General features: G+C 68.4%; 20 protein-coding genes and 3 pseudogenes. 8 read left to right on the top strand and 15 right to left on the bottom strand.

Annotated elements, in window-relative coordinates; translation table 11 throughout:
* Positions 1-222 precede the first annotated feature (222 nt).
* Complete coding sequence (locus ACNPQM_RS28815) at positions 223-1,395, top strand: ROK family transcriptional regulator (RefSeq protein WP_418086250.1); 1,173 nt, start codon at positions 223-225, stop codon at positions 1,393-1,395.
* A gap of 6 nt (positions 1,396-1,401) precedes the next feature.
* Here the strand turns inward: ACNPQM_RS28815 and ACNPQM_RS28810 are convergent.
* Positions 1,402-1,943, bottom strand: a pseudogene (locus ACNPQM_RS28810) (nucleotide disphospho-sugar-binding domain-containing protein).
* 58 nt (positions 1,944-2,001) lie between these two features.
* Positions 2,002-2,655 (bottom strand): CatB-related O-acetyltransferase, encoded by a 654-nt coding sequence (locus ACNPQM_RS28805; protein WP_358863256.1) that lies wholly within the window; start codon positions 2,653-2,655, stop codon positions 2,002-2,004.
* Between the two features lie 99 nt (positions 2,656-2,754).
* Between ACNPQM_RS28805 and ACNPQM_RS28800 the strand changes: the two genes are divergently transcribed.
* Positions 2,755-3,381 carry a TetR/AcrR family transcriptional regulator gene (locus ACNPQM_RS28800; protein WP_418086249.1) on the top strand — a complete coding sequence of 209 codons (627 nt, stop codon included), beginning with the start codon at positions 2,755-2,757 and terminating at the stop codon, positions 3,379-3,381.
* A gap of 120 nt (positions 3,382-3,501) precedes the next feature.
* Here ACNPQM_RS28800 and ACNPQM_RS28795 read toward each other — a convergent pair whose 3' ends face one another.
* Entirely contained in the window at positions 3,502-3,720 is a 219-nt protein-coding gene (locus tag ACNPQM_RS28795; RefSeq protein WP_418086248.1) for a hypothetical protein, read from the bottom strand.
* A gap of 196 nt (positions 3,721-3,916) precedes the next feature.
* On the opposite strand from ACNPQM_RS28795, the gene ACNPQM_RS28790 reads away from it, so the two are divergent.
* Both ACNPQM_RS28790 and ACNPQM_RS28785 read left to right on the top strand, forming a co-directional pair.
* Positions 3,917-4,390, top strand: a complete 474-nt coding sequence (locus tag ACNPQM_RS28790; protein WP_418086247.1) for a hypothetical protein — start codon at positions 3,917-3,919, stop codon at positions 4,388-4,390.
* 132 nt (positions 4,391-4,522) lie between these two features.
* Complete coding sequence (locus ACNPQM_RS28785) at positions 4,523-5,575, top strand: hypothetical protein (protein WP_418086246.1); 1,053 nt, start codon at positions 4,523-4,525, stop codon at positions 5,573-5,575.
* 120 nt (positions 5,576-5,695) lie between these two features.
* Here the strand turns inward: ACNPQM_RS28785 and ACNPQM_RS28780 are convergent, their stop codons facing one another.
* Entirely contained in the window at positions 5,696-6,160 is a 465-nt protein-coding gene (locus ACNPQM_RS28780; protein ID WP_418086245.1) for an SRPBCC family protein, read from the bottom strand.
* Positions 6,161-6,206: 46 nt separating this feature from the next.
* Here ACNPQM_RS28780 and ACNPQM_RS28775 point away from each other — a divergent pair, with 46 nt between their 5' ends.
* Positions 6,207-6,812 carry a TetR family transcriptional regulator gene (locus tag ACNPQM_RS28775; protein ID WP_418086244.1) on the top strand — a complete coding sequence of 202 codons (606 nt, stop codon included), beginning with the start codon at positions 6,207-6,209 and terminating at the stop codon, positions 6,810-6,812.
* Between the two features lie 10 nt (positions 6,813-6,822).
* Here ACNPQM_RS28775 and ACNPQM_RS28770 read toward each other — a convergent pair whose 3' ends face one another.
* From ACNPQM_RS28770 to ACNPQM_RS28760, 3 genes are all read right to left on the bottom strand, one after another.
* Complete coding sequence (locus ACNPQM_RS28770; protein WP_418086275.1) at positions 6,823-7,365, bottom strand: YciI family protein; 543 nt, start codon at positions 7,363-7,365, stop codon at positions 6,823-6,825.
* Positions 7,366-7,740: 375 nt separating this feature from the next.
* Entirely contained in the window at positions 7,741-8,535 is a 795-nt protein-coding gene (locus tag ACNPQM_RS28765; protein ID WP_418086243.1) for a maleylpyruvate isomerase family mycothiol-dependent enzyme, read from the bottom strand.
* Positions 8,474-9,163: a TetR/AcrR family transcriptional regulator gene (locus tag ACNPQM_RS28760; protein WP_418086242.1), complete on the bottom strand. Its 690-nt coding sequence runs from the start codon at positions 9,161-9,163 to the stop codon at positions 8,474-8,476. Before ACNPQM_RS28760 ends, ACNPQM_RS28765 begins: the two co-directional genes overlap by 62 nt.
* Positions 9,164-9,317: 154 nt before the next feature.
* Here ACNPQM_RS28760 and ACNPQM_RS28755 point away from each other — a divergent pair, with 154 nt between their 5' ends.
* Positions 9,318-9,725, top strand: a complete 408-nt coding sequence (locus ACNPQM_RS28755) for a hypothetical protein (protein WP_418086241.1) — start codon at positions 9,318-9,320, stop codon at positions 9,723-9,725.
* A 43-nt stretch (positions 9,726-9,768) separates the two neighbouring features.
* On the opposite strand, the gene ACNPQM_RS28750 is transcribed toward ACNPQM_RS28755, so the two are convergent.
* Both ACNPQM_RS28750 and ACNPQM_RS28745 read right to left on the bottom strand, forming a co-directional pair.
* Entirely contained in the window at positions 9,769-11,208 is a 1,440-nt protein-coding gene (locus ACNPQM_RS28750) for an amidase (RefSeq protein WP_418086240.1), read from the bottom strand.
* Entirely contained in the window at positions 11,205-12,686 is a 1,482-nt protein-coding gene (locus ACNPQM_RS28745) for an APC family permease (RefSeq protein ID WP_418086239.1), read from the bottom strand. Before ACNPQM_RS28745 ends, ACNPQM_RS28750 begins: the two co-directional genes overlap by 4 nt.
* Before the next feature lie 66 nt (positions 12,687-12,752).
* Between ACNPQM_RS28745 and ACNPQM_RS28740 the strand changes: the two genes are divergently transcribed.
* On the top strand, positions 12,753-13,394 hold the full coding sequence (locus ACNPQM_RS28740; protein ID WP_358863263.1) for a TetR/AcrR family transcriptional regulator: 642 nt from the start codon (positions 12,753-12,755) through the stop codon (positions 13,392-13,394).
* A gap of 612 nt (positions 13,395-14,006) precedes the next feature.
* On the opposite strand, the gene ACNPQM_RS28735 is transcribed toward ACNPQM_RS28740, so the two are convergent.
* The 3 genes and pseudogenes from ACNPQM_RS28735 to ACNPQM_RS28725 form a co-directional block, all read right to left on the bottom strand.
* Positions 14,007-14,186 carry a hypothetical protein gene (locus ACNPQM_RS28735; protein ID WP_418086238.1) on the bottom strand — a complete coding sequence of 60 codons (180 nt, stop codon included), beginning with the start codon at positions 14,184-14,186 and terminating at the stop codon, positions 14,007-14,009.
* 204 nt (positions 14,187-14,390) lie between these two features.
* A complete protein-coding gene (locus tag ACNPQM_RS28730; protein WP_418086237.1) occupies positions 14,391-14,630 on the bottom strand; it encodes a hypothetical protein in 240 nt (79 codons plus the stop codon).
* 901 nt (positions 14,631-15,531) lie between these two features.
* Positions 15,532-15,729 (bottom strand): annotated as a pseudogene (locus ACNPQM_RS28725) (IS5/IS1182 family transposase); the annotation flags it as partial.
* A gap of 101 nt (positions 15,730-15,830) precedes the next feature.
* Here ACNPQM_RS28725 and ACNPQM_RS28720 point away from each other — a divergent pair.
* Positions 15,831-16,085 (top strand): annotated as a pseudogene (locus tag ACNPQM_RS28720) (transposase); the annotation flags it as partial.
* A gap of 208 nt (positions 16,086-16,293) precedes the next feature.
* Here ACNPQM_RS28720 and ACNPQM_RS28715 read toward each other — a convergent pair.
* The 3 genes from ACNPQM_RS28715 to ACNPQM_RS28705 form a co-directional block, all read right to left on the bottom strand.
* Entirely contained in the window at positions 16,294-17,214 is a 921-nt protein-coding gene (locus ACNPQM_RS28715; RefSeq protein ID WP_418086236.1) for a phosphatase PAP2 family protein, read from the bottom strand.
* A 95-nt stretch (positions 17,215-17,309) separates the two neighbouring features.
* Positions 17,310-18,266, bottom strand: a complete 957-nt coding sequence (locus ACNPQM_RS28710) for a hypothetical protein (protein ID WP_418086235.1) — start codon at positions 18,264-18,266, stop codon at positions 17,310-17,312.
* Positions 18,263-18,604, bottom strand: a complete 342-nt coding sequence (locus ACNPQM_RS28705) for a PadR family transcriptional regulator (protein WP_230215181.1) — start codon at positions 18,602-18,604, stop codon at positions 18,263-18,265. Before ACNPQM_RS28705 ends, ACNPQM_RS28710 begins: the two co-directional genes overlap by 4 nt.
* Positions 18,605-18,680: the final 76 nt, after the last annotated feature.

Below are 18,680 nucleotides of genomic sequence, written 5' to 3'. Positions count from 1 at the left end.
ACCGGGCCGGGGCGTCCCTGCCGGGTCGAGTTCCGTCAACAGGGCAGCATCTTTCGACGTTCTGTGAAAAAGTTGCCGGAGGCCGCACGCGCCCCTGCGATCCTGCCACCCGCGGGCAGGGATCCTACCGGGCGGTACGATGCCCGGCCCCCATACCGCCCGCGTTCCGTCGCCGCGACACCTCCCGAAAGCTGTCCGAAGGCGCCCAGAGGAAGTGAGTCCGTGAACATCCAGTACCGCGTGTTGAGTCTGCTGCGTGAAAACGGCCCGCTGTCCCGCGCTCAACTCGCGGACCGGCTGGAGGTTCCGCGCCCGCGGCTGCTCGGCGAACTCGACCGCATGGTCGCCGCCGGGCGGGTGAGTGAGGCGGGCCCCGCCGCGTCGCGCGGCGGACGGCGCTCCACCCTCATTCAACTCGACCCCGGCCTGCGGTTCGCCGCCGTCGATCTGGGCGCCAGCTCCGTCGACATCGAGATCACCGACGGCGCGCTCGCACCGGTGGCCTCCTGCTCCGAACCCGCCGATATCCGATCCGGGCCGGTCGCCGTACTCGGCCGCATCAGCGAACTCCTGCGCGCGATGGCCGACCAGGGGCACTACACGCGGCTCGACGCCATCGGCATCGGCCTGCCGGGGCCGGTCAGCTTCCGGGAGGGCGTACCCGTCTCACCGCCGATCATGGTGGGCTGGAACCGCTTTCCCGTACGCGACACCCTTTCCCGCGCGCACGGCTGCCCCGTCGTCGTAGACAACGACGTCAACGTCATGTCCCTCGGGGAGCGGCACAGCGGGGTCGCAAGGACCGTCGACCATCTGCTCTTCGTGAAGATCGGCAGCGGTATCGGCTCCGGCATGCAACACCACGGCCGTATCTACCGGGGCGCGGAGGGGTGCGCCGGGGACATCGGGCACGTTCAGGTGGAGGCCGAGGCAGACGGGCCCGTCTGCTCCTGCGGGAACACCGGCTGCCTGGAGGCGTACTTCGGCGGGGTGGCCCTGGCCCGGGACGCCACGGAGGCCGCGAAGTCCGGGCAGTCGCCGGCACTCGCCGAACGGCTCACCGAGCGTGGGGTGTTGACCGCCCGGGATGTCGCGGAGTGCGCGTCCGGCGGCGACAACACGAGCGTCAACCTCGTCCGGGCCGGCGGTCACCGGGTCGGGCAGGTCCTCGCCACCCTGGTCAGCTTCATGAACCCGTCGATGATCGTGATCGGCGGCGGTCTGACCGGGCTGGGCTATCCGCTGCTCGCCGAGATCCGCAGCGTCGTGTACAAGCGCTCGCTTCCCCTCGCCACGGGCAATCTGCCGATCGTCATGTCCGAACTCGGGCCCCGCGCAGGGGTCGTGGGCGCGGCATTCCTCGCGAGCGAACTCGCGTACAGCGAGGAGTCCTGACATGGATCAGCTCGTCCGGCGATTGGATGCTCTTCGGAAGGCAACGCGGAGCATTGTTGACTGACGACAACGCCGCAGATGTGCGCACCCAGCCACGTCGTTCAGCGCCGTGCGAAGGGTCTCGGCGATGGCGTCAGCCGTGTCCACACGACGGGCGAAGCCGAGTTCCACGAGCCGGTCGGCGTTCATGAACTGCTCGGCTCCCTGCGGCACGGCGATCACGGGAACGCCAGCGAGGATCCCTTCGCCGCAGCCGCCCATGCCGGCGTGGGTGACGAAGGCGTCGGCCTGTTCCCGGCGTCGTCGAGGAAGAGGCTCACCGCGGCGATGGGATCGGCAGGCCAGTCGTTGTCGGCGACGGGCAACGTGGAGGTGCAGGAAACCAGTTCCGCGCCGGCGGACTCGATCCGGTCGGCCACGAGAGGGTCGTTGGCGTAGGTGACCCGGTGCCCGCGGGCCACCCGCTCACGGATGAGCGCGAGGCCGGGCAGGACATGGCTGACGATGGGGACGCCGATCATCGCAATATGGGCGCGGCGACGGGACATGGGCGATCACTCGTTTCCGGCGCGGGACGGGTGCGGGCGGTGTGGCGAGGACGCGGTGTCAAGGCTGGTCGATCTGCGCGGCGGCCTCCTCCAGGTCGGCGACGGTCCCCGACATGATCGTCCGTAGATGCCTGGTGATGTGCTGTACGGGCCAGTCCCACCACGCCACGGCGAGGAGCCGGGCGATGTCCGCAGCGTCGTAGCGGGTGCGGATGAGCTGGGCGGGGTTGCCGCCGACGATGCCGTAGTCGGGGACGTCGCCGGTGACCATGGCGCCGGCGGCGATGATCGCGCCGTGACCGATGCGTACACCGGGCATGACCGTGGCGCCGTGGCCGAACCACACGTCGTTGCCGACGACCGTGTCGCCCCGGCCGGGCAGGTCGGTGATCAGGTCGAAGTGCTCCGTCCAGGAGCCCCCCATGGTGGGGAACGGGAAGGTGGAAGGACCGTCCATACGGTGGTTGGCGCCGTTCATGATGAACCGGGTGCCCGTCCCCAGCGCGCAGTACTTGCCGATGACAAGCCGCTCGGGACCGTAGTGGTACAGGACGTTGCGCGTCTCGAACGCGGTCGGGTCGTCCGGATCGTCGTAGTAGGAGAAGTCACCGACCTCGATCAACGGCGACTTCACCAGCGGCTTGAGCAGAACCACGCGCGGGTGCTCGGGCATCGGGTGGAGCACGGTGGGGTCAGCGGGAACGGGCGGCATCGTGGAGGCAGTTCCTCTCTATCGGGCCTAGCGCGACAACTGTCGCGTTAAGATGCTGGCACAGCCCTGCCGCCTTGATCAACCGGATACTGATTGCCGATGACAGACCCACTGGACACGACGTCGGACCGCCGTCCGGGCGGCCGCACCGCCCGCATCCGCGCCCAGGTTCTCGATGCGGTGCGCGCCGAACTCGCTGAAGGCGGTCACGAAGGACTCACGATGGAGGGTGTCGCGACGCGGGCCGGAGTGCACCGCGCCACGGTCTACCGGCGTTGGCGCGATGTCGGCGGCTTGCTCGTCGACGTCATCGACGCCGCCGGCGAGATCGACTGGCAGCCGCCGGACACCGGCTCGCTACGCGGCGATCTGACGGCCCTCAACCAGGAGATCCAGGAATCCCTGGTCGTACAGCCGTCGTTCGCCGTCGCCCTTATGGCCGCCTCGTTCCACTCCGAACAGGCCGCGCGGGCCCAGACGCAGTTGTGGACGGACCGGTACGCCCAGTGCGAGATTCTCGTCGAGCGCGCCATCGAGCGCGGCGAACTCCCCGCACAGCACACGGACGCGCGGAGCCTGCTGATCGCCGCCACGGCGCCGCTCTACCACCAGCTAGTGCTCCTGCGTGCCAATCCGGACCCGCAACTCCCGGAACGGGCAGCGGAGGCGGCAGTCCTGGCGGCTGCCGCGGGTGCCTTCTCCGTCCGCCGCGAGGAGAGCGTGTGATCGAGAAGACAGGGAGTGAACGCAAGCGCAATCAGGAGCGCGACAAGACCTGGACCATGGTCGAGTAGTCCTGGCTCGGACACGAGGACTCAAGTAACCCGACGGTAGGTTCCCGGAGGCTCAGCCTTTGTGGCGGGCGGCGGGGTCTCGCTCGGCGACGTGCCGGGCGACCGCATCGACACCGGGGCGGGCGTACCGTTCCAGCGAGCGGACTGAGGCGCGCCGGGACCGCGCGAGCAGCATCGAGGTGGAGGTCCCGCCCTCGGCATCGTACGTGAGGGCGCTGTGGCGCAGCCGGTGCAGGGTCCAGCCGTCCTGGTGCTCGATGCCCTCGTGCAAGGCCAGTGGGTTGGCCGGCAGCCGGGTGTTCTCCTCGAAGATCTCCTCGGCCCGGCGGTAGGAGAGCCGAGCCCGGCGCGGCCCGGGCCGCAGACTCGTGCAGTGTCGTTTCGGCGGTGAAGTCGCTGGACCGTACGGGTGAGTTCGTGGCTGCAGGGCTGTCGCAGACGTATGCGGACTGCGTAAATCCGGGGTTGTGATCAAGAACCTCGTGTGGCGCGGCCTGCCCGCGTTCGTCCTCGCAGCCCTGCCCGTCCTGGCTTCCGTTCCTGCCGCTGACGCCGTGGAGAGCAGCCGTACCGTCCAGAGCTCGCAGCCCCGAAAGGCCCTGCGGAGCGACTCCCATTTCTACGCGCCCGCCACCCTCGGCAAGAACCAGGCATGGACCTCCGGCAGCGGCCGTACCGCCCTGCGTGTTCAGAGCGACGGCAACGTCGTCGTCTACAAGGACAACCGTCCCGCCTGGCAGGCCCCGAACGTCTACCCCAACGCCGACCATCTCGTCATGCAGGCGGACGGCAACTTCGTCATCTACAACAGGGCCGGCCAGGCCATCTGGGCCGCCGGAACCTGGCACAAGGGTCGCTACCTCGCCGTCCAGGACGACGGCAACGTCGTCGTCTACAACAACGCCAACCGGCCCGTTTGGGCCACCAACACCGGCGACTGAGCGACGTTCCGCATACGACAAGGGTCCGGACACGCCGACGCGCGCACGTGAATGATCGAAGCTCGAACGGGGAGAAGACAGAAAGTGAGCACGCGTAGAAATTTCCTCGGCTCAGCTACCGCATTCGGTGCCATGGCGTTTCTCGGCGGCACTCAGGCCGCGTCTGCGGACGAGGGCAATCCAGAACCGGACTCGGCGGCCCTGGAACTCCGGGCACGCAACGCAATCTTCGCGGTCGATACCGACACGCAGAAGAATTACGATGCACTCCGGGCCGAGTTGATCAAGCAACTCGGCCCGGTCATCGTCGTTCAGAATGACGACCGCGGTGGCCTGTACACCCTCATCCACAACGGAGAGCAGGAGTCGTTGCACCCTGTCTCCGAGATCTTCGAGCTGGCCAAGTCGATCGCCCACGCTCCACTGGGCATCTACTCAATCATCGCGCCGTACCTGAACCGCCAGATCCCGAACCTCCCGAGCTCCGCCTATCTCGACCAGCACGACGTGGACATGGTGGCGTTCAAGGGACCCCGAACGAACGGCTGGATCAGCCCACTTCAGGCTTTCGGCACAACCTTGACCATCGCCCGACAGCAACTCCACAACGCGCACATGCCTCAGGAGCTCAAAGACTCGAGCACTCAGATCCTCGACGCCGCGCTCAGGTTCATCAACGAGTCCGTGCAGCGCGGTTCCTTTGACATGAAGTCGTTCGAGAGCTTCACGGGCGGCCTGAACGACGCTATCGGTACCAACGTGAGGTATGCGACCCGGGCGCAGATCGACGGCGTGGAAGGTCTCATGAAACGATGGCGGGACAAGGTCGGCAAGGAGGACTGGCCCGGCCTGTACATCGTCGTTCTGTCGATCTGGACGACGTCCGCCCCGAACCAGAACTCGATTATCGTCAAGCAGTTCATGGACCCCGCGAAGGCGGACTCGCACCTGATCGACCTGCCGACGGCCCAACTGCCCTCCGACCCGGTCTTCGTCGCCCTCGACAACGTGGCCCGGATCGTGCAGGACAACGTCGCGGCGGAGATGGTGTTCCCCGTTGACCAGAAACTGGCGGACGCGCTGAAAGGGACCGAGGATCTGCTGGCGCAGGAGATCCTGCACCAGCTCGCCTGCCCCTACCAGAGCAAGACCGCAGCGAAGAAGGCCGTGAGCGCGGCCTCTTAAGACCGTCGTCGATGATCTCGACGGACAGTTCTTTCTCCCGTTAGTCAGCCAGGGTGCCTGGGCTGGGCCGCCGCGGGGCTCGGGTCCTGCGTCGGACAGAAACGTCGAGATGCACCGCCGTCAGGATCCCGCAGCGGAGACATGGCGAATCAACTCGGCGGCCAGGCGACGCATGACCGTGCGGTTGGCGCGCTGCATCGTGGCCCGGACGACGGGTGCCAGCAGGCGGTCGGCGAGAGGGGCACGCGCCCAGGCGTACGTGAACGAGAGGCGGCTCCCACCGGTTCGCAGCGGTTCGATGGTGTAGACGCCGTGAGCCAGGCGCCGGCCGGCCGCACTGACATTGCGTTCGACGATGCGCCGCGGTGCGTCGGCCTCGACGACCTCGATGGTGACGTCGGTCTTCGTGCCGCCCAGTGCGGCGGTGACCGTGGCGCACGACCCGACGCCGCGGCCGGGGCCGCTGTAGCGCCAGTTGGTCAGGTAGTGGTTGGTGAAACGCTCGTGGTGAGCCATGACATCGAGGAAGTCGTAGACCTGCTCCGGCGTCTGCGGCACATCGATCGACACGGTGACAGACTTCATGTACCACACGGTACATGCACCATGTACCAATTGGTACACTCGCGATGTGGTGAATACGGACGACGTGCATCCAGAGAGCGCCGCGCACGGCACGGACGGGCGCCGGCGCGCCCAACTGGTGGATGCGGCCGTCGACCACGTCGCAGCACACGGCATCACGGACCTGAGCCTGCGCCGCCTGGGCGCCGCGATCGGCGTCAGTCACCGCATGCTGATCCATTACTTCGGCTCCAAGGAACAGCTGCTCGTCGAGGTCGTCAGGACATCGGAGCGGCGCCAGCGTGATCTGCTGTCCCAACTCCGACTGGAGCCCGGTCTCTCGCCAGCCAATGTCGCGCGGCGACTGTGGCAGCAATTGACGGACCCTGGGCTGGCCGATCAGGAGCGGCTCTTCTTCGAGATCTGCGGGCACGCGCTGCGGGGCCGCCTCGAGGCCGCCCTTGTCCTCGAAGGGCTCGTGACGGACTGGCTGGAGCCGCTCGTGGCCGCCGAGATGGCCGCAGGGGCAGATCCTGCCGCGGCCCGGAATCGTGCCAGGCTGGGGCTTGCCACCGTCCGCGGCCTGTTGCTTGACCTGCTCGCCACCGGTGACCGCGCCGGCGTCGACGCGGCGATGGAAGAGTTCCTCCGGCTGTATTACGGCTCGGAGTGACCCTCGGTCATCACGGCCGCCCGCCGAACTGCCAGTTGTGCACCTCAATGTCGGCGTACCGGTCCGGGGTCAGGATGGCGCGTGCCGTGTCCGGGTCCGGCGCCCGGAGCAACGCCGCCGTGCCCAGCCAAGTGTCGCCATTGTCGGACAGCAGCGGCCCGTAGGCGATCAGCTGCTCCCGATCGGGCGGCAACGCGAGGTCGGCGGCCTGCCCCGCGCCGAGGCCGAGCACCAGATACCGGTTGCCACCAGTCCGGCCGCCGGGGAAGTCCCACATGGTGCGCCCCAGCGTGTTGCGCCACCGTCGCAGCAGTACGTCCCGGTAGACGCCGGCCTGGTAGTTCGGTTCGTCGAAGGCGAACGTGCGGGCAGCGGTGGGATCGGGCAGGTCGACGATGTGCACGCTTCCGGTGGGTGTGTCGTCGGCGAGGGTCGGGCCCCGGGCGATCATCTCCTTCGCGTACTGGTCCATATAGGCCCAATGCGCTGCCAGCAGCTCGTCGCGCAGCGGCAGGGAGTCGGACCGGTCGCGGTGGTAACAGAGGAACTCCATGCCCAAGGATCTCGTCACGGAGGTAACCAAGTCGAGCGGGTTTCACTGCGATGGCTGCTCGGCAGCCTGTTCCAGCAGGGCCTGTGCGGAATCTGCTTAGCGCATGGTGGTCTTGGGGCTGAGCGGTTGCTGCCGGTCAGCGATGCGGGATCCGCTTGGGTAGCGGGATGAATGCGAGCGCGGCGGCGAAGACCTGGAGGCGGCCGTCAGGATTGTGGATGGCCGCCGCGGCTCCGGGCGGAGCCACCTCGACCGGACGGGGACTGGTGCGGTGGCTGCTGCTCCGTTTCCAGTCCCCGACCTGCTCAGCAACTCCGTCAGCACCCGACGCCGTTGACGTAGGTCGCCCGGCCCGGACCATGAGGCGGCTGTCCGTCAGAACACGACCCTGGCCCGGCGGACGGCCGCGAGGACCTCCTGGGCCCCGGAGACAAGCTCCAGCGCGACCTCGCCGTCACGGCCGGACAGTGTACGCATGTACGCCACGGCGTCGGCACTGACAACCCCCGCCGGTTCACCCGAGCCCAGCAGCCAGGTACCGCCCGCCGGGCCGCTGAGCTTCAGAAGGACCGGTGCGTCGGACCAGGCCAGCGCCAGGTCGCGGACCACCTGCTCGATGATGTGCCGGTCGTGCTCCCCGAGTGCGACCGACTGTTCCGTGGCCCGCGCCAGGTCGATGCGGTGCATCCACAAGTCGCGTACGTAGATCACATCGAGGAGGTAAGCGATGGACATCCGGGGTTCCCCGGGGATCCCGCTGTCCACCGTGACGCGCCGAATCGGACCGGGCCTCCGCCTACGGGCGCGCACGGCGCGGGGCCACAACTGCGCGAACTGCTCCACCAGCGACGGGCCGGCCTCAAAGGCATGGTCATCGATCTGCACGGCCATGTGGGCGTCGAGCGTGATCTTGTCAGGGTAGCGGCGCGGCCCCACGAGCTGGCGGCGCAGCATCGTACGGAGACGGATGTTGTCCTCGCACTGTCCGACGAGGTGGGAGACGAGGGTGCGCACGTCCCACTCGCCGCAGTCGGTGGGGAGCGACCAGTCGCCGTTGCCCAGGCCCTTGAGCAGGGCGAAGGTTGCCCGGCCCTCGGCCTCGGCGATCTCAGCCGACCGGTCGCGGCCGGTCTGCGGCAGCTGTGCGGCTGCCACGAAGGATGTAGTCATCGGACTCGCCCTCCTCGGGGGCATAGAAGCGGAAGAACATGTCCAGTGCCGTCTGTGCGAGCCGGGTGAACCGGCCCTCCCCGGCCGATGGAGACGGTTCGTTGGAGAGCTGCTGACTGATCACACCGGACGTCAGCACCGTGTAGAGGGCCACGCCTTCCTCGCTTGCGGCTGCAGGCGCCAACTGCCCGGCATCCACCGCCGCTTGCAGTGCCGAGCGCAAGACCTCCAACTGTCGCAGGGCGGGCTCGAACGCCCGAGGCGAGGGTTCAAAACCTGGCACTGGCCGCCAGTAGAGGAGCTGCGCGAGCACCGGGTTGGCCATCACCCAGGTGATGGTGGCCTCCTGGCCCGCGGTGATGGCTCTCCACGGATCCTCGGAGAGCCTGACGAGGTACGGATCCAGCACCTCGACCGCCTGCCGCATCCCGCGTTCGAACAGCGCGTCGTAGACGGCCATCTTCGACGGGAAGTACTGGTACAGGGAAGGAGGACGCATGCCCACCCGCCGCGCGACCTCCGCGAGGCTGAGCGCGGCCACGCCTTCCTCGGCCATCACCTCGACCGCAACGTCGAGGATCTCCTGCACGGTCTCATTGCGACGGCGGAGCCTGCGATCCTCCCTCATACCATTAAGAAAGCCTAACACCAGTAGGGAAGTCAACACCCATACGGGTACAGAAGGTTGGAGACTTCGCCTACCCTCCTTCAGCGAAACCGTGTGTCCAGCCCGGCGGGCGATCAGGGGCGCCCGGCAATGGACCAGGCACCACCGCCACATCATGTCCACCCACGTCCTGCGCGGCGCCGTCGGCCTCATCGCTGGTGGATCGAGCAACGTTCGTAACCCGGAGCCGCCTCGGTTGATCTGCGCGGACGTAGGTAAGGGACCTGAGCCGGCGGTGGTCAGATCCCTCTTCGCGTGCCGCCCGGCCCCTGATGGGTTCCACCAGCTGACCGACGGCGCCGACTTCGCCGTGGGCGACGCCGAACGCCTTCTGCACGAGGCCGGCCAGGACGAGGAAGCCGACCTCGTTGAGCGGAAGATCAAGGACCGCGACGTCACCCCCGGCCACTGGACCTTCCAGATCATCGAGGCATTCGACCGGACCTTTTGGTGGCTGGTTGAGACCCTCCACTCACGGCCACTTGGCGCGGAGGTGTCCGACCACGAATGTCACAACGGGTAGCCGTGGGCGCGGTCGCGATACCGAGCGGGACTATCGGCATGTGTCAGATACTCTCCCCGGCCAGATCCGGACGCCAGACGGGATCGGCCCACCAGCGGTGGATCTCTTCCGCGGCGGCGCCGATATGGAAGGGAGTGGCGTCGTCGTAGGCGCGACCGACGATCTGCGCGCCGGTGGGGACGCCGTTGGCGGCGCGGCCGGTGGGGATGTTCAGGACAGGGTGGCGGCTGGCGACGTTGAAAACCGGCGTGAGGGCGGCGCCAAGGTAGAAGTCGAGGTAAGTTCCGTCGACGGTGACGCCGTGGTCGACGTAGTCGTCGTCGGCGAGGAAGCCGGTGCTGCCAAGGGTGGGGCAGATGATGGCGTCGTAGTCCGCGAACACGTCGGCCAGAGCCTGCTGGACGTCGGCCTCCATACCCAGGCCCTTGAAGAAGCCGTGGGCAGCGAGGGCTTGTCCCGCCCGGTCGGCGAAGCGGCGGGCGTAGCGGCTCAGCTGGTCGTTGTCGCCGAGCTCGGTGATCATCGGCCCGAAGATGGCGCCGTAGTGGATCAGGGCCGCGGTGAACACGGTCTCCTGGGTGATGGGTATCGCGACTTCCTCGACCTTGATCTCGGCGCCCCGCAGGGAGTCGGCCAGGGCGCGGGTGTTCGCGGCGACGTCCGGATCGATGGGGAAGTCGCCGATGGTGACCGCGAAGGCGACCTTCAAGCCACGGGCCTTCACCGCGTCCGGAACCACCGGCCGGGGCGCCAGAAGTGACACGGGATCCACTGGGTGCGCGCCGGCGATCAGGTTCTGCAGCAGCGCGGTATCGGCGACAGTGCGGGCCATCGGTCCGTCGTGGCAGTAGGTGTCCAAGTTGAACGGGGGCATACCCGGGACCCGGGCGTATGGGGGTTTGAACCCCACCACTCCGCACAGCGAGGCGGGCAGCCGGATGGAGCCGCCGATGTCGGATCCGGTGGCCAGGATCGTGGTGCCCGCGGCGAGAGCGGCGCCGGAGCCGCCGGACGAACCGCCCGGCCCGTAGCCGAGGTTCCATGGGTTCCGCGTGACTCCCCACAGCGCGGACTGGGTGAACGCCGCACACGAGTACTCCGGTGTCGTCGCCCGGGCGTGGACAACGCCGCCGGCCGCAAGGACGCGCTCCACCACCGGGTGGGTGATCGGCGCGGGAGTGTCGTCCGTGAGCAGGGATCCGAGGCGGAGTGGAAGCCCGGCGATGGGCTGCTCCTCCTTGACCGCGACGGGGATCCCCTCCAGCGGGCGAGGCTCGCCGCCGCCCCGGCCGGCGTAGCGGGCCTCGGCCTCGACCGCGGCGACGCGGGCCCGCTCCTGGAGCCGGTCGCTCAGAGCGTTGACGGCCGGCTCGACGGTGTCCGCCCGGGCCTCGACCGCGTCGAGGACCTCGACGGGCGACAGCGCCCTGGTCCGATAGGCCGCCAGCAGCTCGTGCGCGCTGAGGTAGTGCAGATCTGTCATGAAGTTTCCTTCGTGTTCTGTGTCGCATCCGTGCTGGCCAGCACGGCGTAGAGGTCCGGCCGACGGGCCCGAAGGCGGAGCGCGTAACCGGCCCCGCCGAGGCCGATCAGCACCACCGGGCCGAGCAGCGCGCCGTTGATCCAGCCGGTGCGGCCGGTGAGCAGCTCGAAATTGGTGAGCATCAGGTACAGGCCGGCGGTGAGGCCGACGGCGGCGAGCGCCGGAGCGGCCTTGACCCGTGCGAAGTGGTGTCCGCGATCGTCCCTCCAGAAGAACCGGATGACCGCGAGCGCGCACAGCACCTGGAGGGCGACGATCCCGATGATCCCGACGCCGTTCGTCCACAGCAGCAGCTGCATGTAGGGGTCGGCGTGGACGAGCGCTGCGAACACCACGACGACCACCGAGACCGCAGTCATGACGACGCTGGCCACGTGCGGCGAGCTGTGCTTCGTGTGGGTGCGGGCGAGCCTGCGGGGCAGGAGCCGCTCCCGGCCCAGGGCGAACAGGTAGCGGGTGCTGGCGTTGTGGAACGCGATGAGGGCCGCGAAGATGCTCGTGACAATGAGCACTTCCATCACGGACTTCGCCGCAGGTCCGACGAACTTGTCGGCGAGGTCGAAGTACATGTTCGCGAAGTCGTCGGACTGAGCCAGATTCACAATGCCGTCGGCTCCGAAACCGACGGTCGCGGCCCAGGTGGCAAACGTATAGAACACGGCTAGGAAGGCAACGGCCAGGTAGGTCGCGCGAGGGATCGTCCGTTTCGGCTCCCGCGCCTCCTCCGAGTAGATCGCGGTGCCCTCGAAGCCGATGAACGCGCCGAGGACGAGCACGAACATCCCGCCGGCGCCTGCGCCGAACGCCTGGCCGGGCTGGAAGGAGCGGGCTGACATGCCCTCCGGGCCTCCGGTCACCAGCACGGCCACCGTCACGACGATCAGGATCAGGACCTCGGCAGCCATGAACACCCCGAGCACTCGGGCGCCCACGTCGATCTGGCGGTAGCCGAGGCACCCGACGACGGCCACCGCGAGCAGCGACCACAGCGGCCAGGGAACCGTCACACCGGTGAGGTCGGCCAGGGTGTTCGTCGCGAAGTAGCCGAACGCCCCGTAGAACCCGGTACAGATCGCGCCGTACGACAGCAGCGCGACCAGTGCTCCCCCGACGCCGGCGGGCTTGGCCAGGCCGCGGGAGATGTAGGCGTAGAACGCTCCGGCGTTCGTCATGTGCTCGGACATGGCGGTGAATCCGACCGCCAACACGATGTAGACGACGCCGGCGAACAGGTAGGCCGCGGGCGCGCCGATGCCGCCCAGCCGGAACGCCAGGGGTGCGCTGCCGGCGACCACGGTCAGCGGCGCGGCGGCGCCGACGACGAAGAACACGATGTCGAAGGTGCGGAGCTTCCCGCCGGCGAGCCGCCCGACAGGAGCGTCGGGAACGGGGCGGTCATCAGTGATCGGCACAGCCATGAGCGGCTCCTGAGAGACACTGGGAACGTACTAAGTACGGTATGGTGTACGGAGTATCCTGGGCGGGTGACCACACGTCAAGAGACCCAGCGGCGACCGCGCGGATCGCTGTCCCGGCAGAGCATCGGCGTCGCGGCGCTGCACGTGATCGAGCGCGACGGACTGGACTCCCTGACCATGCGCCGAGTCGCGGGTGAGCTCTCCTGTGGGGTGATGAGCCTCTACTCCCACGTGAGCGATGCCGACGACCTGCGCGGCGTCGTGGTCGGGCAGCTCATCGACCGCATGGACCTGCGTCCACACGAAGGGGAATCCTGGCAGGACGCGACGCGCGGGATGCTGAGTGCCTACGCGGACCTGGCCGCCTCGTTCCCCCGCTCGTTCGAGCTGCTGGCCCTGGCCGACGCCGACCAGTGGCCGGTCGCCCCGCACATGGAGCGGCTGGTCGACCTGCTCGTCACGGCGGGGCTGACCAAAGAGGACGCCCTGACCGCGCTGAGCGTGATCGACGCCTACGCGTCCGGATTCCTCGTCATAGCCGTCCGGAACCGGCCGACCGTCGCCTCGGCCGAGCGGGCCGCTCCGCATCGGCACGATCAGCTCGCCCCGCTGCACCACCTCGACTCCTACGGCACCGGGTCGGAGGTCATCATCGCAGGGCTGGAACAGCGCTTCGAAGGGCGTCGGGCCGGGCGAAGGCCACGATGAACATCGCCGCCACCACCATCGCCCATCGGCGGCAGGTCGCCTGAGGCCCGCGTGTGCGCTCCCGTCCGTCGGACGAGGGCTCATCCTCACGTGGTGGCGGAGCACATCCCGGTGATCCACAGAAGTCTGGTCAGCATCCCGGATCCGTCATCCTTCACAACCCTGTGACCGGTGAAAAGTGGTTCGGCACAGGCACCGAGGCAGTCCTGTGCTCAGGGACCTCGCGCCGGCGCACGCAAGCGAAGCGGTGGCCGACCGTGCATGACCGGGCGGTCACCGCCGAGCCTGAGCGGCGGATCACATAGGCCACGGACGCCGCGGTCTCGGACACGCACCTGGTGATGGGACATCTGACCAGTCACGGCCACTGGGGCATGGGCGTTCACCAGTATCCGGGCACCATCAGCGGCACCGCGCGCAGCGACGTGGCCGAGCTACGCGCGGCCATGTTCGCGCTCGAGCAGATCTCTTGGCGTGGGCGATGTCGGCGCCGTATCGGGCGCGGTCATGAGCCCGCGGACGCACCCCCTCCGCCAGCGCCGAAGTCCAGGCGCCTTTGACGACCCCGGGGCGTCAAGGAAGAACCGACCGAGCGGCTCCGCGCCTGCGGACTCAGCCGCCTTGCCGTCCGGGAGCGCCGCCCTGGTCCAGCCAGGCGGGGGCGGGCTGCCACCGGGGCGGCATGATTTGTTCCAGGTCTCGTTGTATTTGCTGGGCCTCGGCGCGTACTAGGGCAAGGACGTCGCCTTGTTCGGTGACGAGGCGGTTGTAGATCGGGGTTTCCTGGAACACGGGCTCGGTCTGCTTTCTGGCGCTGGGCTGTGGACGGCCTGCGGCAGCGGAGCGCTGGCAGGTCGTCCGGTGGCCCAACGAACGTTGGTCGGAGATGGTTTACAGCTGGAGTAGAGGCCGAACAGAGTCAACAGGTCAGTGAAGAGCTCCTGCACGGTCTCCCCCACCGCCTCATTCTCACCGACGGGGGCAGCGTGGCGGCCATCAGCCGGATGGAGTACGGGCGGCGGGCGTGATCAAGAATCTCATGAAGGCCCCGTCGTGCACGGAGCTGGGGGCCAGGGGAATCAAGCCGTTGGGGTGGTCGGACGGGGTGGTGGAAGCTTGCGCCGGAGCAGGAGGCTCGATGCCGAGGGCGACTTCCCGCAGGCCGTTCTTGACGAGGAAGTCGATTTCGCTGTCCGGGAGCCGGTCCAGGACGGTTGTGCGTCCGGTGCGTCCCACACTCCGCGGGGGGCGGAGTCGAACCGCCGAAGAGGGCGTTGCATGGCCGCCCGGGGCGGCATTGGTGCGCAGCCCGATGAACTCGGCTAGCGCCGGGTCGCTGCAGCCGTAGAATCGTGGCCGCGACGGAGCGCACCATCCGTATCGCTCGTCTTGGACCTGGCGGGAGAGACCCCTGCCTTTTTGTCCCGATGGACGATTCCTGGACTCCCACGGAGCCGGACAGAGGTCCTGTCGCCATCCGCGGATGGTACGAACTGAGCGAGCGGACCTTCGCTCACTCGCTTCCGCCGACGGAGATCCCTGTGGAAGCGGCCAGAGCCGATCTGCTCTTGGTCGCGGGCGGCGACGACGCGATGTGGCCGTCGCTTCCCTTAGCCTCGATCCATCGATGTTCTCTGAAGATGATCTCTTGATCGTCTTGTGAGCTGGTTTCGATCGGTGGTCGTGGATGGGCAGGTTGTTTCTGCTTGTCTGCCCAGCTTTTCCACGGGTTCGGTTCCGGTCGGGCCCTGGCGAGCGGGGTGATCAGGCCGGTGCGGGTGGGTCGTGGACGGTGTCGAAGAGGTGTGTCCAGGCTTGTTCCGTGTCAAGTTCGAGCGTGTTGCCATCTTGATCTTTCGGGGCGTGCCGAGACAGCACTCACCGACCGGCCGGCAGGGCCCTGGGGAGAGACCGATGTGCCCCCCTGGAGACAGGGGTCTCAAGGGGACTGGGTAAGAGGAGGCACAGCGGGCGCCCAACGGGGCAATGCCTGTCCGTCCTTTCGCCTCTTCTCGATTCATTAAGGAGAGGTCGTCCGGCTATCCGCTCGATGCCCGAGCCGGAAAAGTGCCGTCTTTGCTGTGCAGTGAATTCTGGATTTTCGCTGTTTCCTCAAAACTCGGCCCCTTTAAGGCCCGTCCCGGGCGAGTTGGGCCAGACGGGTGCCGTCGATGAACCAGCGCAGGACGAGCACGGCCTGGCGGAAGCAGCCCAGCGCCCGTCGCCCGCTGCGGGTACCGAACTCGGCCCGCCGGTCTCGCAGCAGCCGGGCGAGATGCTCGGCGGTAGACCGTCGCGCATCGAGTACGGCGGTGTATGTGACACTGGTCGACATGTGAGGCCTCTCGGTCGGTAACCGCCGTACGCGGAGGCGGCCATCGCCTGATCCTGTGCTCCGACCAAGGTATGCACGCGACCAGGACGAAGGCCGTGAGGATGAGTCTGCTGCACGAAGGTGCCGGGCAGGATGCGTTCGCTCAACTGTCATGATTCCGGGGCGAGTTCTACTCGTGCCTGACCCGACACGGGGGCGCGTTGTTCGACCTGGCCGATGCGGTGCTGTGCGCGGACGGGCCGGTCCGGTCGCTGGTGGAGCTCTCGCTGGTGGGCGAGCACCGCCGCGAACACGGCAGTCTCTACGCCGCCCTGGCCCGCGGCCGTATCGACACCGACCGCCTGCGCCAGGCGCTAGTGCCGCATCAGGCAACGTTCGCCCTGTGGTGATGTTTCGTCCGGTTGCCGCGCCGGGCGACACCGGCTTGTTGACCGGACTACGGGAGGACACGCCGGGCGGGAGCGCATCCCCGCTCGGGCGTCGACGGCTTCTACGACTGGGCGGTGGCGTCGGACCGCTGCTTTGCCAGGATGCGCCGGTTCCCGCCCGGAGCCGGCCGGGTGGTCAGCCCAGTGCGGGGCGTGTGCGGCGTGCGGTGTGTGCGGGCCGCCCGACTGCGGCGTACCAGACCAGGGCCGCACATATGAAGGCCGTCGCCGCGGAGACCAGTGACCTTGTGAGGGTGTCGTTCCGTGCGCCGGAAACAAGGGCGAGGGCCATTGCCAGCGTCAGGGTGATGACGGGCAGCGCTCGGGGGCTCCGCGTGGCGCCTGGCGCGGCGGCTGGCGGCAGCAGCCAGGCTGCGAGACCGTAACAGGCACAGGCCAATAGTGTGGCTCCCAGCACTTCGCTGGGCCGATGGCCGCCCATGGTCGCGCTGGCGGCGGCGATGCAGGCGAGCCACAGCACACCGGCCGCGGCGACGTAGGGGCGGATGCGGGGGGAAACCACGAGGACGGCGGCGAGGGTCAGTGCGGCGGGGATGGCCGTGTGCCCGCTGGGGAAACCTTGATCAAGGAGATTCTCGGGCGCGCCCACCAGATCGGGGCGGGGCAGGATGGTCGATTTGAGCACCTCCTTGCCTCCGGTCGTGAGAATGACGACCCCGAGCGCCGCGCACCCCTGTCGCCAGCACCGCCGCACCAGGGTGAGGACCACGATGACGGCCAGGCCCGCCATCAGGGTGGGCTTGGCGCTCAATTCCATCGGCGGCAGGGGCGTCGAGCCGTAGGCCGCTCCTGACAGGGGGTAGATCCATGCTTCTTCGCTGCCCTGTTTACCGAGATCAAACAGGGCGTTCTCAGCTCGTTGCCCCCACGGGGTGCAGATGGCGAGTAGGTAGACCGTCAGGAACCCCAGGGTGTACAGCAGAGCCCGCATCCACGGCCGTGTCGTACGTGACGGGCTGGGGTCGTCGGGGGCCTCGGGGGCCTGCCTTGAGGCCCCGGACGGTGCGGGTAGGGACGGGGAATCGTGCTGAGTCATCGTTCTGTTTTTTTTCCGTTGAGGGAGTTCGGTCACGCACGTCTTGCGGCACGACTTAGGCCGCCAGGCTCGGCCGGCCCACCGGGGGTCCGCTCCTATTCGGCGAGTGCCTGCCCCTGTCGGCGCTGGGCGGTGAACGCCAGGGCGGGGAGGGGTGCGATCAGCAGGATGAGGACGACCAGGTCCGGAAGGGACTGCATGAACGCGTCCGGCTGGACGACGATCGCCTGCGTGCGGACGATCGCGACCGCTGCGACGGGGATCAGCCACCGGTGGTCGCCGGTGGCGGCCGTCGCCGCCCACGCGGCGATCAGCGCGGCGACTTCGAGGGCGAACAGGCCGCGTTGGAAGGCTGGACTGACGGAGATGATGTGCAGGCCCCCGGCCACGAACATGGCGAGCACGACGGGGGCCAGCCAGCGGAACGAGCGGCGTCGCAGACGGCTGGGACGGCCGAGCGCCAGCACAGTGCACGCGGCGCACAGTGCCCCCGAGAGCGCCAGGTCACGGGCCGTTATCGGGGCGCCAAGACCGTAGTAGCCCAGGCCCGCCTTGCCCTCGTCGCCGAAGAGGGTGCGGCCGTGGGACGTGGCGCCGGCCCAGATCATGGCTGCCGCGGCCGGCAGCGCGATCCACGGTCTGCCACGCAGCAGAGCGATCAGGCAGCCCAGCGGGAGCAGCCCGTAGGGCAGCAGCCGTGTCCGCGTGGGACCTTCGGCCCACGGGTACCAGCCGGAGAAGTGGAAGGCGATGGCGTGCTGTCCGGGGTCGATGTGCAGTGCCCAGTGCCACACGTCCTGCAGGTAGGGCACCAGCGCCAGCGCGGCGAGGGCCAGGGCGGTCAGATGGATGCCGTCCAGCCACCACGGCCGAGTGGCGTCGTCAACGGTGGCACGGGCGCGGGCCTGGACCCCGGCGCGCACCAAGGCGGCAACTTCCCGCGGCGGGGGCCAGGAGCGGCCGGGATACGCCTCGGCCAGGCAGGTCAGCAACTCCTCTCCCTGCCGGGAACGGTAGGGCTCGGGGTAGGCCGCGAGCAGCAGACGGTTCATGCCGGGGCCGCTCCGGCATCCCGCGAGCGTCCGATGACGACGGCCGCCGCCTGCTGCATCCGCAGCGCCTCCCGGCCGAGCGCCTCGGTGCCGTCCTCGGTGAGCCGGTAGTAGCGCCGCGCCCGCCCGTCCACGATCTCCTCATGGCCGGCGGCCACCAGGCCGGCCCGCTCCATCCGCTCCAGGGCGCCGTAGAGAGTGCCGACAGCGATCCGGAGCCGCCCGTCGGTGGCCTGCTCGGCAGCCTTGATGATGCCGTAACCGTGCAACGGACCATCCATGAGCGCAGCAAGGATGAAGTACTGCGGTTCCGTCAAGGGCGGATTCCGTCTGGTCATGCGTCGAGGATATATCGAGCTAAGAAATATATATACCAGCCCTGGGCGATCACTGGCAGCGCCTCCACGCCCGCGG

The sequence above is a fragment of the Streptomyces sp. NPDC056231 genome, from assembly GCF_048270745.1.
Taxonomy (GTDB): Bacteria; Actinomycetota; Actinomycetes; order Streptomycetales; family Streptomycetaceae; genus Streptomyces.
This window is presented reverse-complemented; position numbering and strand designations above follow the sequence as displayed.

Coding starts and splice junctions, on each gene's coding strand:
- ACNPQM_RS28805 (WP_358863256.1), bottom strand. CDS start 2,655: ATGCCGCCCGTTCCCGCTGACCCCACCGTGCTCCACCCGATGCCCGAG.
- ACNPQM_RS28800 (WP_418086249.1), top strand. CDS start 2,755: ATGACAGACCCACTGGACACGACGTCGGACCGCCGTCCGGGCGGCCGC.
- ACNPQM_RS28785 (WP_418086246.1), top strand. CDS start 4,523: ATGGCGTTTCTCGGCGGCACTCAGGCCGCGTCTGCGGACGAGGGCAAT.
- ACNPQM_RS28780 (WP_418086245.1), bottom strand. CDS start 6,160: ATGAAGTCTGTCACCGTGTCGATCGATGTGCCGCAGACGCCGGAGCAG.
- ACNPQM_RS28770 (WP_418086275.1), bottom strand. CDS start 7,365: ATGGAGTTCCTCTGTTACCACCGCGACCGGTCCGACTCCCTGCCGCTG.
- ACNPQM_RS28765 (WP_418086243.1), bottom strand. CDS start 8,535: ATGACTACATCCTTCGTGGCAGCCGCACAGCTGCCGCAGACCGGCCGC.
- ACNPQM_RS28760 (WP_418086242.1), bottom strand. CDS start 9,163: ATGAGGGAGGATCGCAGGCTCCGCCGTCGCAATGAGACCGTGCAGGAG.
- ACNPQM_RS28755 (WP_418086241.1), top strand. CDS start 9,318: ATGTCCACCCACGTCCTGCGCGGCGCCGTCGGCCTCATCGCTGGTGGA.
- ACNPQM_RS28750 (WP_418086240.1), bottom strand. CDS start 11,208: ATGACAGATCTGCACTACCTCAGCGCGCACGAGCTGCTGGCGGCCTAT.
- ACNPQM_RS28745 (WP_418086239.1), bottom strand. CDS start 12,686: ATGGCTGTGCCGATCACTGATGACCGCCCCGTTCCCGACGCTCCTGTC.
- ACNPQM_RS28715 (WP_418086236.1), bottom strand. CDS start 17,214: ATGACTCAGCACGATTCCCCGTCCCTACCCGCACCGTCCGGGGCCTCA.
- ACNPQM_RS28710 (WP_418086235.1), bottom strand. CDS start 18,266: ATGAACCGTCTGCTGCTCGCGGCCTACCCCGAGCCCTACCGTTCCCGG.
- ACNPQM_RS28705 (WP_230215181.1), bottom strand. CDS start 18,604: ATGACCAGACGGAATCCGCCCTTGACGGAACCGCAGTACTTCATCCTT.